This is a genomic window from Mesorhizobium sp. M0292, assembly GCF_040321695.1.
Classification (GTDB): Bacteria; Pseudomonadota; Alphaproteobacteria; order Rhizobiales; family Rhizobiaceae; genus Mesorhizobium.
Genome location: NZ_JAMYSB010000012.1, coordinates 101,197 through 115,124, shown reverse-complemented (window position 1 = coordinate 115,124; position 13,928 = coordinate 101,197). Strand labels below are relative to the sequence as shown.

Genomic DNA, 13,928 nt, shown 5'->3' with positions numbered 1-13,928 from the left:
AGTCACCTGCCGACCATTCCACCTCTTTATGGCATGAGCAAGCCGGGGCCGGCTGCGTTACGTAGCCCGCATCGGCTTCAGCGCCCCGCTCCAGCGCGAGAGCTCGTCCAGCATGGTCTTGGTCCCACCCTCTACCTGCTCACTAGCCTGGAAGGAGCCGTCGCTCTCCAGCAGTTTCTGATACATCGGCAGCGCGACGCCTTCCGAGATGGGCATGACGCCCACCGCGGTCAGCAGCGGCTTCAGCGCCTGCGCGGCGCGCAGGCCTCCGGAAACGCCGCCATAGCTGAAGATGGCGGCTGGCTTGTATTTCCATTCGCGCGCAAGGTAGTCGATGGCGTTGACGATCGCAGGCGCCACGAAATAATTGTACTCCGGCGCAACGAACACGAAGGCGTCGGCGGCATCAATGACCTTCGACCAGGCTTTGGTGTGGTCGTTCTGGTAATTGCCGAGCCTGGGGTGATGCGGCTCGTCCAGAACCGGCAGATGGAACGTGGCAATGTCGGTCAGCACCGGTTCGAATTTGCCGTGCTCGCGGGCAAAATCCTCCAGCCAGTGGGCGAAGACCGGCCCGGCGCGGCCCGGCCGCGTGCTGCCGATTATGATGTTCAGCTTGTGCTTCAAGCGGGCTCTCCTGGGCGATTGGCAGTAGCTGTTGGTAACTGTCACCTATGGCAGAGTGTCCAACCGGACAAGCCGCAACCGTTTCACCGGCGGTCACGATCCGATGAACACACCGTCTGTCGGGCACACCGGGCGCTGCAGCGTTTCAGTTTGCCGTTCGGTCACATGGACGCCCGGATTGCCAGCCACTACATCTGAGCTATCAGCGGAGCACCTCATGGACACGCAGCCCGTCCCCTTCGTGCCGCCGGCGCCCAAGCCGCGCACGACGCCGCCTTCGACGCTGGAGATGATGCGGATCGTCTACCGCAATCCGCTCGAACTGTGGGGCGAGCACACCTACAACGAGCCCTGGATTTCGGCGAATGGCGTCGGCGGGCATCTGATCGTCGCCAACGATCCCGGCCTTATCCGCCACGTGCTGATCGACAACGCCAAGAACTACAAGATGGCGACGGTGCGCCAGATGATCCTGCGACCGATCTTGCGCGACGGGCTGTTGACCGCCGAAGGCGAGGTGTGGAAGCGCTCGCGCAAAGCGATGGCGCCGGTGTTCACGCCGCGGCATATCTTCGGCTTCGCCGAGCCGATGCTGCGCCGCACGATGCAGTTCGTCGCCCGCTATGACGAAGGCGGCATGACCGATGTCGCCCATGACATGACGCTGCTCACCTACGATATCCTGGCCGAGACGCTGTTTTCGGGCGAGATTGCGGGCGAGCCCGGCAGTTTCGCGCAGGAGATCGACCGCCTGTTCGAGACCATGGGCCGCGTCGATCCGCTCGACCTGTTGCGCGCGCCCGAATGGCTGCCGCGGCTGACCCGCATCCGCGGCCGCAAGACCATGGCGTATTTCCGCAAGATCGTCACCGATACGGTCAAGATGCGCGAGGAGCGGCTGAAGCGCGACCCCGACACCGCGCCGCAGGATTTCCTGACGCTTCTGCTGCGCGCCGAAGGCCCCGACGGGCTGACGCGGGCGGAAGTCGAGGACAACATCATCACCTTCATCGGCGCCGGCCACGAGACCACCGCGCGGGCACTGGGCTGGACGATCTACTGCCTCGCCGAAGCGCCGTGGGAGCGTGAAAAGGTCGAGCGCGAGATCGAGGCCGTGCTGGCGCGCGAACCCGACCCAACGAAATGGCTCGACGCAATGCCGTTCACCCGCGCCGCCTTCGAGGAGGCGCTGCGGCTTTATCCGCCGGCGCCGTCGATCAACCGCGAGCCGATCGAGACGGAGACCTGGAACGATCTGGTGCTCCCCAAGCGCGCGGCCGTACTGGTGATGCCTTGGGTCGTCCACCGCCACAGAAAACTGTGGGACATGCCCGACGCCTTCATGCCCGAACGCTTCCATCCGGGAAACCGCGAGAAGATCGACCGCTTCCAGTATCTGCCGTTCGGCGCCGGTCCGCGCATCTGCATCGGCGCCAGCTTCGCCATGCAGGAGGCGATCATTGCGCTGGCCATCATGCTGTCGCGCTTCCGCTTCGATGTGACCGCCGAGACCAAGCCGTGGCCGGTGCAGAAACTGACGACACAGCCGCAGGGCGGCCTGCCGATGCAGGTCACGCGGCGCGTTTAACGGCGCAACGCCTTGTTACGCGATGCCGGCGGGCTTGCGCTGGAACTGGCCTGCGGCGCGGAAGCGCCAGAGATAGCTGGGCAGGATGGTGCCGATAGACTGCGGCTGGATATCGAGGCCGGCAAGGTTCCGGTTGGCCTTGTTGGCCTCCTCCGACACGATGTTGGGCTGGCGCAGCAGCAGCACCTGGTCCTTGGTCAGCAACGGGTTGGGCAGCAGGCCGAGGATCGAGGCCTGCAGATTGGCCATCCACCACGGCACCGGTACCAGGAGCCGCTTGCGCTCGATGACGGTCAGCAGCTCTTCCATGCACTGCTTGAAGGTGAGCACTTGCGGCCCGCCGAGTTCATAGATCTGGCCGCCCTTGATCTTGCCCTCGACCGAACGCGCCACCGCTTCGGCGACATCGCCGACATAGACCGGCTGGAACTTGGTCTGGCCGCCGCCGATCAGCGGCAGCACCGGCGAATAGCGCGCCATGTCGGCGAAGCGGTTGAAGAAACTGTCCTCGGGTCCGAAATTGATCGACGGACGGAAGATGACGGCGTCCGGGATCGTCTCCAGGACGGCCTTTTCGCCGAGCGCCTTGGTGCGGGCATAGTCGGATTCGGCGTTGAGGTCGGCGCCCAGCGCCGAGATGTGGGTGAGCCCTGCGCCGACCGAGCGTGCGGCTTCGGCGACGGCGCGGGCGCCGAATTCGTGCACGGTGTTGAATTTCTGCCGGCCGCTTTCATGCGGGATGGCGACCAGATTGATGACATGGTCGGCGCCCTGCACGGCGCGGTCGACCGACCAGCGCACGCGCACATTGGCCTGCACCGGCTGGATCTGGCCGACATTGCCGAGCGGCTGCAGATGTCCCGCCAGATCGGGCCGGCGCACCGCCACCCTGATGCGGTAGCCGCGCTTGGCCAGCGCCCGCACGATGTGGCGGCCGACGAAGCCGGAGCCGCCGAAGACGACCACGAGCTTGGGGATCTGCAGGATTTCGGTCATGGCTGGCTCCGGCGCTCGAAAGCTTGGCTGAAGCCGTTTCATAGTCCGTTTTGGGCCAAAGGCAAAGGGTGACGCGTCGTCGCTGCCACCCTCTTATAGACCCTTCAGAACGCCTTGCCGATGCGCGCGTCGACCGACTGGCGGTTGCCGCCGCGGATAACGAAGAACAGCAGGATCGCCGCCCATAGAAGCGACTTTTCAGCGCCGGAAAAGCCCTGGCCGGCAGTGATCCAGTGGAACCAGACGGTGACCAGCAGCACGATCATGCCGGCAAAGGCGGCGGGCCGAGTCAACAGGCCGATGGCGATCAGAATGCCGCCGAAGAATTCGGTGCAGGACAAAGCAACGACCAGAACGCGCCGGGATAGAAGCCGAGGCCTTCGACCATCTCGGCGGCGCCGAAAGGGTTGGCGATCTTCTGCGAGCCGTGAATGGTGAAACCCGCCGGCGACGACGCGCAGAAGGGTTTCGGCGCCATCATGCAGCGACGAATACAGGCGGCCAAACACCGGAACGATAAGTTTGCCGCGGGAAGCGTCGGTGGTTGCGGAAATCGTAGCTCCTGTTTTTGTGACGATCCCTTGCAAACGCCCGATGGTTCCGGCAAGTCAAGTTAACAAAAGTTAACTTCCGCCACATGTTTTAGCACACAGAGCACGAACGCAGAAAACCCCGCCGAAGCGGGGTTTTCCGGGTGACGCAACGGTCGAGACAGAGCGCAACGGGGCGGATAACCTGAGACGGCATACGCCCGCCCGGGCCCTAAACGCATCCGACAGAAGACACCGACCGGGCAAACCCGACCCGGCAGCTATTGGTCGTTGCGATCGGTAGAAAGGTTCAGTCAGGTCGCGTAAAAATTCGTTGTCGCAGGACCGCTTCAGCCCGAATAGCGCTCGGCGAACTCGGAAATGCGCTGCACCACGGCTTTGGGGGCATTGATGCCGCGCGCCTGCGCCTTCTCGGCCGCTTCGGCCCGCGCCCGGCCCGGAACGTGCACGCCAAAGCGCCGGCGCAGCCGGTCGAGCTGGTCCTTCATGCGTTGCTCGAAATCCGGGTCGAGCAGCTTGGGCTCGACGGCGAGCACGAACAGGCCGGTTCCCGGGCTGTCCGGTCCGCCGGAGAACCAGGGCGCGTCGAGCGACCAGTTGGCGCCCGACAGGCCAGCCGCCAGCACTTCGACCATCAGCGCGATGTTGGCGCCGCGCTGGCCGCCGAAGGCCAGCATGGCGCCCTTCATGGCCGCGGCCGGATCGGTGGTCGGGTTGCCGCTGGCGTCCAGCGCCCAGCCTTCGGGGATCTTCTTGCCGTCCTCGGCCGCCTTGCGGATGTTGACGAACGCCGTGGCGCTCGACGACTGGTCGATGACCAGCGGCGCGCCATCGGCGGCGGGTGCCGCAAACGACATCGGGTTGGTGCAATAGACCGGCTTGACCGAGCCCGAGCCTGCCAGCACCGCCGGCCCGTTGGTGGCGGCGAAGGAGACCAATCCCAGTTGCGCCAGACGCCCGGTGAAATAGCCTAGTGCGCCGCAGGTATAAGCGTTCTTCTGCGAGAAGATGGCGACGCCGAACAGCTTTGCCGCCTTGGCAAGGTCATCGATGGTGCGGTCGAAGCCGGTATGGGCGAGGCCGCCACGCGCATCGGATTGATAGACGGCGAGCGCCGGCCTGGTGATCACGGGATCGGCATTGCCGTCGATGCGGCCGGCTTCCAGCGCTTCGAGGTAATCGATGAAATGGGTCAGCCCGACGGTCGAAAGCCCTTCCGCCTCGGCGGCAATGATCGAGGCGGTGAGTGACCTCGCCGCCTCCTCATTGGCGCCGGCGCCGAGCGCCGCCATCCGGCACAGCCCTGTTGCCTGATCGAGAGAGAGTTGCATGTTGCGGACCCGATTGGTGGTGAGTGAGTAGGGAGTAGTCAGTAGGGAGTAGCGAAAGCAAGCGGTTTCCCGGTCATATGCTGACTACTCACTACTGCCTACTCACTATTCCCTAGCCCACCTTGTTCGGTATGCGCGCCTCGATCTTGCTGAATGCAAACACCAGGAGGCCGGTGATGATCATGTAGATCAGCGCCAAAAGCAGCAAGGGTTCGTAGGTGAGGTAGGTGTCCTGCCGGACCTTGGACGAGACTGCGAAGATGTCGATGACGCTGATCGTCGCCACCAGCGGCGTCGACTTCAGCTGCAGCACGGTTTCGCCGGTCAGCGTCGGCAGCGCCCGGTAGATGGCCTGCGGCAGCCAGATGCGGCGGAAAATCTTCCAGCGGCTCATGCCGAAAGCGCGGGCCGCCTCTAACTGCCCCTTCGGCACGCCGGCAAAGGCGCCGCGCATCACTTCGCCCTCATAGCCGGCGAAGGACAAGGTCAGTGCCAGCACTCCATAAGGCCAGGCTTGCCTCAGATACGGCCACATCCAGGATTCGCGGATCCAGGGAAATTGCGGAAACAGCGAGCCTAGCCCGTAATAGAGCAGCCATAGCTGGATCAGCAGCGGCGTGCCCCTGATGACGGTGCAGAATGTCCTGGCGGGCGCGGAAAACCAGAAAGAGCCGGCGGCCTGCGCCAGCCCGAGCGGCACGGCGAGCAGGAAGCCGAGAAAGCAGGTGACGGCCAGGATCCACAGCGAGCGCCAGATGCCGATCAGTCCCATTTCATAATATTGCGGAAGCCAGTCCCAGCGCATGAAAAAGGCGGCACCGAAAACCAGCGCGATTGCGACCAGGATCAGCACGATGCGATGCGGCTGCAGCCACAGCGACGTGCGCGCGGCAGCGTTGATGATGGTCGCTTCTCCGGCCATCAGCGCGCATCCTTGAGCGACGGCATACCGCGCCGCGACCAGGCCTCGAGACGGCCGATGAGGAGGTTGGAGACCAGCGACAAGATGAGATAGAGCACGCCCGCGGCGAAAAAGAAGGTGAAATAGGCTTTGGTGACGCCCGCCGCCTGCCGCGTCGCCAGCGCCAGCTCGTAAAAGCCGACGACCGCCAGAAGGGCCGTATCCTTGGTGGCGATCAGCCACAGATTGGCGAGCCCGGGTATGGCGAAGGGCAGCATCGCCGGCAAGGTGATGCGCCGCAGCATGAGCCCGGGTGACATGCCATAGGCACGGGCGGCTTCGATCTGGCCCTGCGGTATGGCCAGGATGGCGCCGCGGATCACTTCGGTCGAATAGGCACCCTGGACAAAGCCGAGCACGGCGATGCCCGCGGCAAGGCCGCTGATGTCGACGCGCTGGTAGCCCATTGCGGTCAGCGCCTGGTTGATCAGGTCTGTTCCGGCATAATAGAGCAGCAGGATCAGCACCAGTTCGGGCACGGCGCGCACGATGGTGGTGTAAACCGCCAGCAGGTCGCGTACGACCGGCCCGCCGTAAAGCTTGCCAAAGGCGCCACCGGTGCCGATCAGGAGACCAAGGACCGTGGCGCCGAGCGCGATCTCGATCGAATGGAGCAGCCCAAGCAACAGCGTGCCGCCCCAGCCCGGCGGATTGGGCGAGAGAAGTTCTATGATGCTGGCCGCCGAGGCCGAAAGAAGTGCGTCGATCAGCGTCGCCCCCGGATTGCTGGCTTCAACCACCGCCGACGGCAGCGTCGGTGGCAGCATGTCTGGGAAAGGTCGGGCAGGAGGGGCATGGCGTTGGCGCCATGCCCCTCAGCTCATGCGAGGATCGTCAGTTCGACTGCGCGCCGCCACCACCGTAAATGTCGAAATCGAAGTATTTCTTCGATATCTCGTCATATTTGCCGTTCGAGCGGATCGCCTTGATGCCGGCGTTGATCTTGGCCTTAAGGTCGGTGTCTTCCTTGCGCACGCCGGCGCCCACGCCCGGTCCGAGCACTTCATCGTCCGGAGCCACCATGCCCTTCAGATCGCAGCAGGCCTTGCCCTGGTCCGACTTCAGAAATGCGTCGAGCGCGATCGAATCCGCCTGGACGGCGTCGAGGCGGCCTGCGGCCAGATCGTTGTTGGCTTCGTCCTGCGTCTGGTATTCCTTGATCTCGGCGGCCGTGGGCCCGAAATGCTTCTTGGCATAGGCCGAATGGGTGGTCGACACCTGCACGCCGAGCACTTTGCCCTTGAGATCGTCCGGCGTGGCGCCGAATTTCTGGTCCTTCGGCCCGATGATGGCGGTCGGCGTGTTGTAGTACTTATCCGAGAAGTCGATGGTCTTCTCGCGTTCGGCGGTGATCGACATCGAACTGGCGATGACGTCGATCTTCTTGGTCGTCAGCGCCGGGATGATGCCGTCCCAGGCGACAGGCGTGATGACGCAGTCGAGCTTCTCCTCGGCGCAGACGGCGTCGATGAACTCGATTTCCCAGCCAACCCATTTGCCGGAAGCGTCCGGCGAGGTGAAGGGCGGATAGGGCTCGGCGGCGACACCGATCTTGACCGGATCGGCCTTGGCCACGCCCATGGCGGCAACGCCGAGCAGCAGCGCTGCGGCGAATGTTTTCAGAACAGTCTTCATGTCACGACTCCCAGTTTGTTGTTGGTTCCCGGTTTTCTTCCGTCCCGGCTTGTCCTAGCCGATGTTGCGGATGAACTGCTTCAGCCTTTCGGATTTCGGTGCGCCGAATATCTGCTCCGGCGGCCCCTCTTCCTCGACCAGCCCGTTGCAGAGGTAGACGACATGGGTCGCGACCTCTCGGGCGAATTTCATTTCATGCGTGACCAGCACCATGGTGCGGCCCTCGCGCGCCAGGTCGCCGATCACCTTCAGCACCTCGCCGACCAGCTCCGGGTCGAGCGCCGAGGTCGGCTCGTCGAACAGCATGACGCGCGGGTTGATGGCCAGGGCGCGGGCGATCGCCGCGCGCTGCTGCTGGCCGCCCGAGAGATAGGCCGGATAGACGTCGCGCTTTTCGGCCAGGCCGACGCGCGCCAAAAGCTTTTCGGCTTCCCTGATCGCCACGTCGCGCCTGACGCCCAGAACATGCACCGGAACCTCGATGACGTTCTCGATCAGCGTCATGTGGCTCCACAGGTTGAAGTTCTGGAACACCATGCCGAGCTTGGCGCGGATGCGTTCGATCTGCCGGCGGTCGGCGGGCACGGTGTGGCCGTGGCTGTCGGCCTTGAGTTTGATCTCCTCGCCATTGACGCGGATGATGCCGCTGGTCGGGTTTTCCAGGCAGTTGATGCAGCGCAGCAGCGTCGACTTGCCGGAACCCGAGCCGCCGATAATGGCGATCACCTCGCCGTCGCGCGCCGACAGCGAAACGCCTTTCAGCACATGCAGATGGCCGAATTTCTTGTGCAGGTTCTCGACATGGATGGCTTCGGCGGCGCCGTCCTGCGCCTTGCCGGATTGGACTGCGGCGGTTCCCACCGCGCTCACCGGGGAACCTCTGCCACAGGGTCCACGGCAGATCGTCGAACGTCTATCCGGCTAATCAACATACGCTGTAATGCCCACTCCAGACTTCAGCATGGACCCAACAGCGCGAGCCCGTCAATCCCGCTCATTACGGCACTTGCGGCCTTATTGTGCAAGTGTATAAATAGCCTCCGATGAAATTTTTTCCATTTTTTTCACCTTGAACACGGCATTGAAAAGGGCACTGATGAGCGCTTTCGGATCACAATCCATGGCGGCGCCGTTGCGGCGCGTGCTGATGCGGTCGGCGGCCAATGCCATGCGCGGTGCCGACCGGGTTATCTGGCACTATGGCCCGGGTTTCGACCCGGCGAAAGCGGCGGCGCAGCACGCGGCTCTCGCTGAGCTGGTGACGGCGTCCGGCGCCGAAATCGAATGGATCGATGACAAGGCCGATGGGCTGTCGGATTCCGTATTCACCCACGACCCGTCGCTGATGACCGACCGCGGCGCGCTGATCCTGTCCATGGGCAAGCCATTGCGCGCCCGGGAGCCATCGCTGCATGAGGAAACCTACACACGCCTGGGTATTCCTATCCTCGGCCGCGTCGAGGCTCCCGGCCAGGTCGAAGGCGGCGATTGCGTATGGCTGGATAAAAACACGCTGGTAATCGGGCGCGGGGTGCGCTCCAACCAGGAAGGCATACAGCAGGTTTCCAACCTGCTGACGCCGCTCGCCATTTCCGTCTACGGTTTCGATCTGCCGCTGTGGCAGGGCGAGGAGGCGTGCCTGCATCTGATGTCGGTGATCAGCCCGCTGGCCGACGACCTGGCCCTGGTCTATTCACCGCTTTTGCCGGCGCCGTTCTATCAGTTGCTGAAGGCGCGCGGCATCCGGCTGGTGGAAGGCGACGCCGAAGAGTTTGCCGCTTCGAACGGCCTCAGCCTGAACGTGCTGCCGACCAGCCCGCATAAGGTCATTGCCGTCGCCGGCTTTCCCAAGACCAAGGCCGCGATGGAAGCCGCCGGCTGCACGGTTCAAATCTTCGAGGCGGATGCGCTCTGCATCGCCTGCGAAGGTGGGCCGACATGCCTGACGCGGCCCATCCTGCGGCAATGAATGAGCGCCGCAAGTTCCGCCGCGAGGGCGAGGAGCGGCGGCGGCAGGATCTGATCGACGCGACCCTGGACAGCGTGGCCGAACATGGGCTGGAGGGCGCCAGCCTGCGCACCATCGCATTGCGCGCCGGCGTCACCGCCGGGCTGATCCGGCACTATTTCCCCGGCAAGGAAGACTTGCTGCAGGAAGCCTACGCGGCGCTGATGGGCCGCATGATCGAGCAGGCGAAGGCGGCATTGCTCATGGAAAACGCCTCGCCGCGCCAGCGCCTTGCCGCCTTCGTTACTGCCAACCTCAACGCGCCGATCATCGATGCACGCGTGTTTTCGCTGTGGGCAACCTTCATCGGCCGCGCCGGCGCGGATCCGAGCCTGGCTCGCGCCCACCGCGAAGGCTATCTCGGCTTTCGCAACGAGGTGGAAGCAGTCGTTGCCGAAGTGCTCGGCGCCGAGCAGCGCAGGCCAAACGCAAATGAACTGCGCCGCCATGCCATTGCCATCAACGCGATCATCGACGGGCTCTGGATCGAAGGCTGTCTGGCCGCAGAGATGTTCTCGCCTGGCGAATTGGCGGCGATCGGCGTCAAAGCCATAGAGGCCGAGCTCGGCCTCGCGCCGCAAAAGGGAGAGAAGCCATGACCACCATCGGCGAAGCGCTGATCACGCTGCTCGAAGCGCATGGCGTCGACACCGTTTTCGGCATTCCTGGCGTCCACACTGTCGAGCTTTACCGCGGGCTGGCGCGTTCAAAGATACGCCATGTCACGCCGCGTCACGAACAGGGCGCCGGCTTCATGGCCGACGGCTATGCCCGTGCCAGCGGCCGGCCGGGCGTTGCCTTTGTCATCACCGGACCGGGGCTGACCAACACCATCACCGCAATGGGCCAGGCGCGCGCCGATTCGGTGCCGATGCTGGTGATTTCGGGCGTCAACGCGATGCCGACGCTGGGAAAGGGGCTGGGCTTCCTGCACGAACTGCCGGACCAGCGCGGCATGATGGAGAAGGTGGCGCTGTTTTCGCAGCGTGTCACCGAGGCCAGCGAATTGCCGGGCGCTCTGGCGCGGGCCTTCGCGCTGTTTTCGTCGTCGCGGCCGGGCCCCGTCCATATCGAAATCCCGACCGACGTCATGGTCAAACCGGCGGACGGCATCGCTGCTTCGCTCACCAATGCGGCGGCGCCCGCGCCGGATGGCGCGGCCATTGCCGAGGCCGCCAGACTGATCGCAGCCACGCGCCGGCCGCTGATCCTTGCCGGTGGCGGTGCCAAGCGCGCTGAACAGCCACTGCAGCGCCTGGCCGAGCGGCTCGGCGCGCCTGTCGTCCAGACCGCCAATGCGCGCGGTCTGCTGCACGCGCATCCGCTTTGCGTGCCGGCCAGCCCCAGCCTGAAGGCGGTGCGTGCGCTGATGGCAGACGCCGATCTGGTTATCGCCGCCGGCACCGAATTCGGCCCGACCGATTATGACGGTTACAGCGACGGCGGCTTCGTGCTGCCCGCCAATCTGATCCGCATCGATATCGGCGCCGACCAGCTCGCCCGCCGCCCGGTGAGCGTCGGCATCCAGGCCGATTGCGCGGAGGCACTTGGTGCACTGCTAGGCGCGCTCCACCCTGATCATGCCGCAGCGAAGGACGGCGAGAGCCGCGCAGCCGCGTCGAGAAAGGCGGCCTTTGCCGAGCTCAGCCCGGCCTATGCCGCGCAGGTGCGTGCGGTGGAAACCATCCGCGACGCACTGCCGGGCGCCATCATCGTCGGCGATTCCACGCAGCCGATCTACGCCGCCAATCTCTATTACGACCATGACCGGCCAGGCGGCTGGTTCAACGCCGCCACCGGTTTCGGCGCGCTCGGCTACGGGCCGCCGGCGGCGATCGGCGCAGCGCTCGCCATGCCCGGCGTGCCGGTGGTTTGCCTCACCGGCGACGGCGGCTTCCAGTTCACCTTGCCGGAGCTGGGCGCGGCGCTCGATGCACCCGCACCGGTCATCTTCGTCGTCTGGAACAACAGAGGCTATCGCGAGATCGAAACGTCGATGCTCGATGTCGGCGTCGAGCCGGTCGGCGTGTCCCCGGCGCCGCCGGATTTCTGCAAGCTGGCCGAGGCCTACGGCATATCAGCCGAGCGGCTTGCCGGTACTGCCGGTCTCGCCGATGCGCTCAAACGCGCACGCGCAACCAGACTGCCGCACGTCATCGAAATCACCATCGACTGACGCCTGGTCGCGCGCCGTACGTCCATGCGCGGGGGTCGGAAGGGGCGGTCGGCGACTTCGAGCGATGCAAAGACGCAACAACTGCCATGTCGAGATGTCGGTTGAGTGATCGTGCAAAAGGCGCGACGCTCTGCGTCGGCGCGGCACGACAAGCGACATAATCATAAGAAACGACAGGAGCGTCCAGGATGACGGAAACAGTTCAGGGCAAGCATATCGTGGTGACCGGTGGCACCGGGGCGCTGGGTGCCGCGGTCGTCGGCAAATTGCTGGGGGACGGCGCGATCTGCCATGTGCCGAATGCCCACGCGTCGGCCCCCTCGCATTTCCCCTTCGCGGCCCATGATCGCGTCCGGCTGGCGCACAATGTCGATCTCGCCGATCCTGCCAAGGTCGATGCCTTCTATGACAGCGTCCCCGAATTGTGGGCCTCCATCCATCTGGCCGGCGGCTTTGCCGCAGCCCCGGTCGAGAAGATCGAATCCGCATCCTTTGCCGAAATGATGGACACCAACGCCCGCACCGCCTTTCTGTGCTGCCGCGCTGCGGTGCGCTCCATGCTGGGCTCGAACACAGCGGGCCGCATCGTCAATGTCACGGCACGCGCCGGGCTCGACCCGCGCCGGGGTGCCGGCATGGTCGCCTATAGCGCCAGCAAAGCGGCGGTGGCAGCGATGACCGTGGCGATGGCCGAAGAGCTGAAAGGCAAGGGTATCCTGGTCAATGCGGTTGCGCCTTCGACGCTCGATACGCCGGCCAACCGCGCCGATATGCCGGACGCCGATTTCGGCAAATGGGTCAGCCTCGAAGCCGCCGCCGAGGCAATCGCCTATCTGGCATCACCCGCCAATCTGGCAATGAGCGGCACGCTGGTGCCGCTCTACGGCCGCGCCTGAAGTTCCGCCGCGCAGAGCGGCTCATTTGGTTTGGCTTCCGATGGCGGCCTTTGCCGACCTCGCCTGATCTACAGCGGAGGTTGGCCATTCAATCATGGCGACCGCCGACGCCTCCACGGCATTAGACTAGAAGGCCTGCGACTACGTCAGGTTCGAGACCCCACTTCCACGACCTCGACTGCGTCGCCGATGGCGATCGTGCCGGCGTTGTTGGGAATGGCATTCTGGCCGAAAATGATGCCGCCCTTGGCGGAGCGGTGGAGTTTGCCAAGCGTCTGCAACGGCTCGCGCGGGTCCGGCTGCTCGCCGCTCAACGGATCTCGGGTGGTGATGACGCAGCGCGAGCAGGGCTTTGCGATGCGCAACTCGACAGCGCCGATGCCGATCGTCTTCCAGCTGTCTTCGAGCCATGCGCCGTCTGCGTCGACGACGATGTTTGGCCGGAACCGCGCCATCTCGATTGGCCTGGCAAGATGGCTGTTCAGATGGTTCAGCGAGCCTGTCGTGGCGATCAGCAGCGGAAAACCGTCGGCAAAGCCGACGAAATCGCCGGGCTGGCCGAATTTCGCATCGACCGGCCGGTTTTGCGGATCGTCGAAATAGACGAGATCGACAGGCCGGCCAAGAATAGCCGAGAGATAGGCGCCGGCGGCCGGATCGCCCGGCCGCGCGGCAACCATATCCTTCCAGATCTTGACTTGCCGGAGCGCGGTGCCGGGAGCCGGTGCCTCGACGAAGTGCGAGCCATGCCTGTCATGTTTCAACAGGATGCCCGTTCCGCGATGCTCGACGTCGATCGTCGTCATATCAGGTATCTGGCGAATGGTGAGGAACTGCCCATCCTTGTCGACGACCATCCAGCGGCGGTCGCCTTCCATGCCCATTGTCTCGATGTCGGCGCTCGGCACGGCATGGCCGCGCAGGCTCTTGACCGGATAGCGATAGAGTTCGACGACCTTCATCGCGCATGCTTCTCCGTTGCCCGAAGGGCCGGACTTCCGTGTTTACGTCTGCAACGACAGCCGAGCCTACAGCCGCGCATGCGGAATTGAAGGGGTTCCGCCGTCTTTGTCTTGTGCCAACCGCGTCGCCGAGCATGAAAAAACCCGCGAGCCTTGCGGCCCGCGGGTCTTCTTGTTCAAGCCGCGCGTGAGGCGCA

At 64.5% G+C, this 13,928-nt stretch carries 14 protein-coding genes and 1 pseudogene; 5 read left to right on the top strand and 10 right to left on the bottom strand.

Annotated elements, in window-relative coordinates:
* Positions 1-57: 57 nt before the first annotated feature.
* Positions 58-627, bottom strand: a complete 570-nt coding sequence (locus NKI96_RS19805; protein WP_023745825.1) for an NADPH-dependent FMN reductase — start codon at positions 625-627, stop codon at positions 58-60.
* Between the two features lie 217 nt (positions 628-844).
* Here NKI96_RS19805 and NKI96_RS19800 point away from each other — a divergent pair, with 217 nt between their 5' ends.
* The gene (locus tag NKI96_RS19800) at positions 845-2,215 is read left to right on the top strand and encodes a cytochrome P450 (RefSeq protein WP_023736883.1); all 1,371 of its coding nucleotides are present in this window, start codon (positions 845-847) and stop codon (positions 2,213-2,215) included.
* A 15-nt stretch (positions 2,216-2,230) separates the two neighbouring features.
* Here NKI96_RS19800 and NKI96_RS19795 read toward each other — a convergent pair whose 3' ends face one another.
* From NKI96_RS19795 to NKI96_RS19760, 8 genes and pseudogenes are all read right to left on the bottom strand, one after another.
* Complete coding sequence (locus tag NKI96_RS19795; RefSeq protein ID WP_023693143.1) at positions 2,231-3,211, bottom strand: complex I NDUFA9 subunit family protein; 981 nt, start codon at positions 3,209-3,211, stop codon at positions 2,231-2,233.
* Positions 3,212-3,315: 104 nt separating this feature from the next.
* Positions 3,316-3,765: pseudogene (locus NKI96_RS19790) on the bottom strand (DoxX family protein).
* A gap of 326 nt (positions 3,766-4,091) precedes the next feature.
* Positions 4,092-5,093, bottom strand: a complete 1,002-nt coding sequence (locus NKI96_RS19785; protein WP_023689222.1) for an Ldh family oxidoreductase — start codon at positions 5,091-5,093, stop codon at positions 4,092-4,094.
* Positions 5,094-5,205: 112 nt separating this feature from the next.
* The gene (locus NKI96_RS19780) at positions 5,206-6,015 is read right to left on the bottom strand and encodes an ABC transporter permease (protein WP_023703668.1); all 810 of its coding nucleotides are present in this window, start codon (positions 6,013-6,015) and stop codon (positions 5,206-5,208) included.
* Complete coding sequence (locus NKI96_RS19775) at positions 6,015-6,680, bottom strand: ABC transporter permease (protein ID WP_032891566.1); 666 nt, start codon at positions 6,678-6,680, stop codon at positions 6,015-6,017. Before NKI96_RS19775 ends, NKI96_RS19780 begins: the two co-directional genes overlap by 1 nt.
* Before the next feature lie 208 nt (positions 6,681-6,888).
* Entirely contained in the window at positions 6,889-7,689 is an 801-nt protein-coding gene (locus tag NKI96_RS19770) for a transporter substrate-binding domain-containing protein (protein WP_023671323.1), read from the bottom strand.
* Between the two features lie 54 nt (positions 7,690-7,743).
* Complete coding sequence (locus NKI96_RS19765) at positions 7,744-8,559, bottom strand: ABC transporter ATP-binding protein (protein ID WP_023826655.1); 816 nt, start codon at positions 8,557-8,559, stop codon at positions 7,744-7,746.
* 144 nt (positions 8,560-8,703) lie between these two features.
* Positions 8,704-8,859 (bottom strand): hypothetical protein, encoded by a 156-nt coding sequence (locus NKI96_RS19760; protein WP_196813600.1) that lies wholly within the window; start codon positions 8,857-8,859, stop codon positions 8,704-8,706.
* On the opposite strand from NKI96_RS19760, the gene NKI96_RS19755 reads away from it, so the two are divergent.
* The 4 genes from NKI96_RS19755 (at position 8,786) to NKI96_RS19740 (ending at position 12,769) form a co-directional block, all read left to right on the top strand.
* Positions 8,786-9,658: a dimethylarginine dimethylaminohydrolase family protein gene (locus tag NKI96_RS19755; protein WP_023826654.1), complete on the top strand. Its 873-nt coding sequence runs from the start codon at positions 8,786-8,788 to the stop codon at positions 9,656-9,658. The genes NKI96_RS19760 and NKI96_RS19755 overlap by 74 nt on opposite strands.
* Positions 9,628-10,296, top strand: a complete 669-nt coding sequence (locus tag NKI96_RS19750; protein ID WP_023755778.1) for a TetR family transcriptional regulator C-terminal domain-containing protein — start codon at positions 9,628-9,630, stop codon at positions 10,294-10,296. Before NKI96_RS19755 ends, NKI96_RS19750 begins: the two co-directional genes overlap by 31 nt.
* A complete protein-coding gene (locus NKI96_RS19745) occupies positions 10,293-11,873 on the top strand; it encodes a 5-guanidino-2-oxopentanoate decarboxylase (protein WP_023826653.1) in 1,581 nt (526 codons plus the stop codon). Before NKI96_RS19750 ends, NKI96_RS19745 begins: the two co-directional genes overlap by 4 nt.
* Positions 11,874-12,061: 188 nt before the next feature.
* The gene (locus NKI96_RS19740; protein ID WP_023714555.1) at positions 12,062-12,769 is read left to right on the top strand and encodes an SDR family NAD(P)-dependent oxidoreductase; all 708 of its coding nucleotides are present in this window, start codon (positions 12,062-12,064) and stop codon (positions 12,767-12,769) included.
* A gap of 146 nt (positions 12,770-12,915) precedes the next feature.
* Here the strand turns inward: NKI96_RS19740 and NKI96_RS19735 are convergent, their stop codons facing one another.
* A complete protein-coding gene (locus NKI96_RS19735; protein ID WP_023826652.1) occupies positions 12,916-13,731 on the bottom strand; it encodes an MOSC domain-containing protein in 816 nt (271 codons plus the stop codon).
* Between the last annotated feature and the right edge of the window lie 197 nt (positions 13,732-13,928).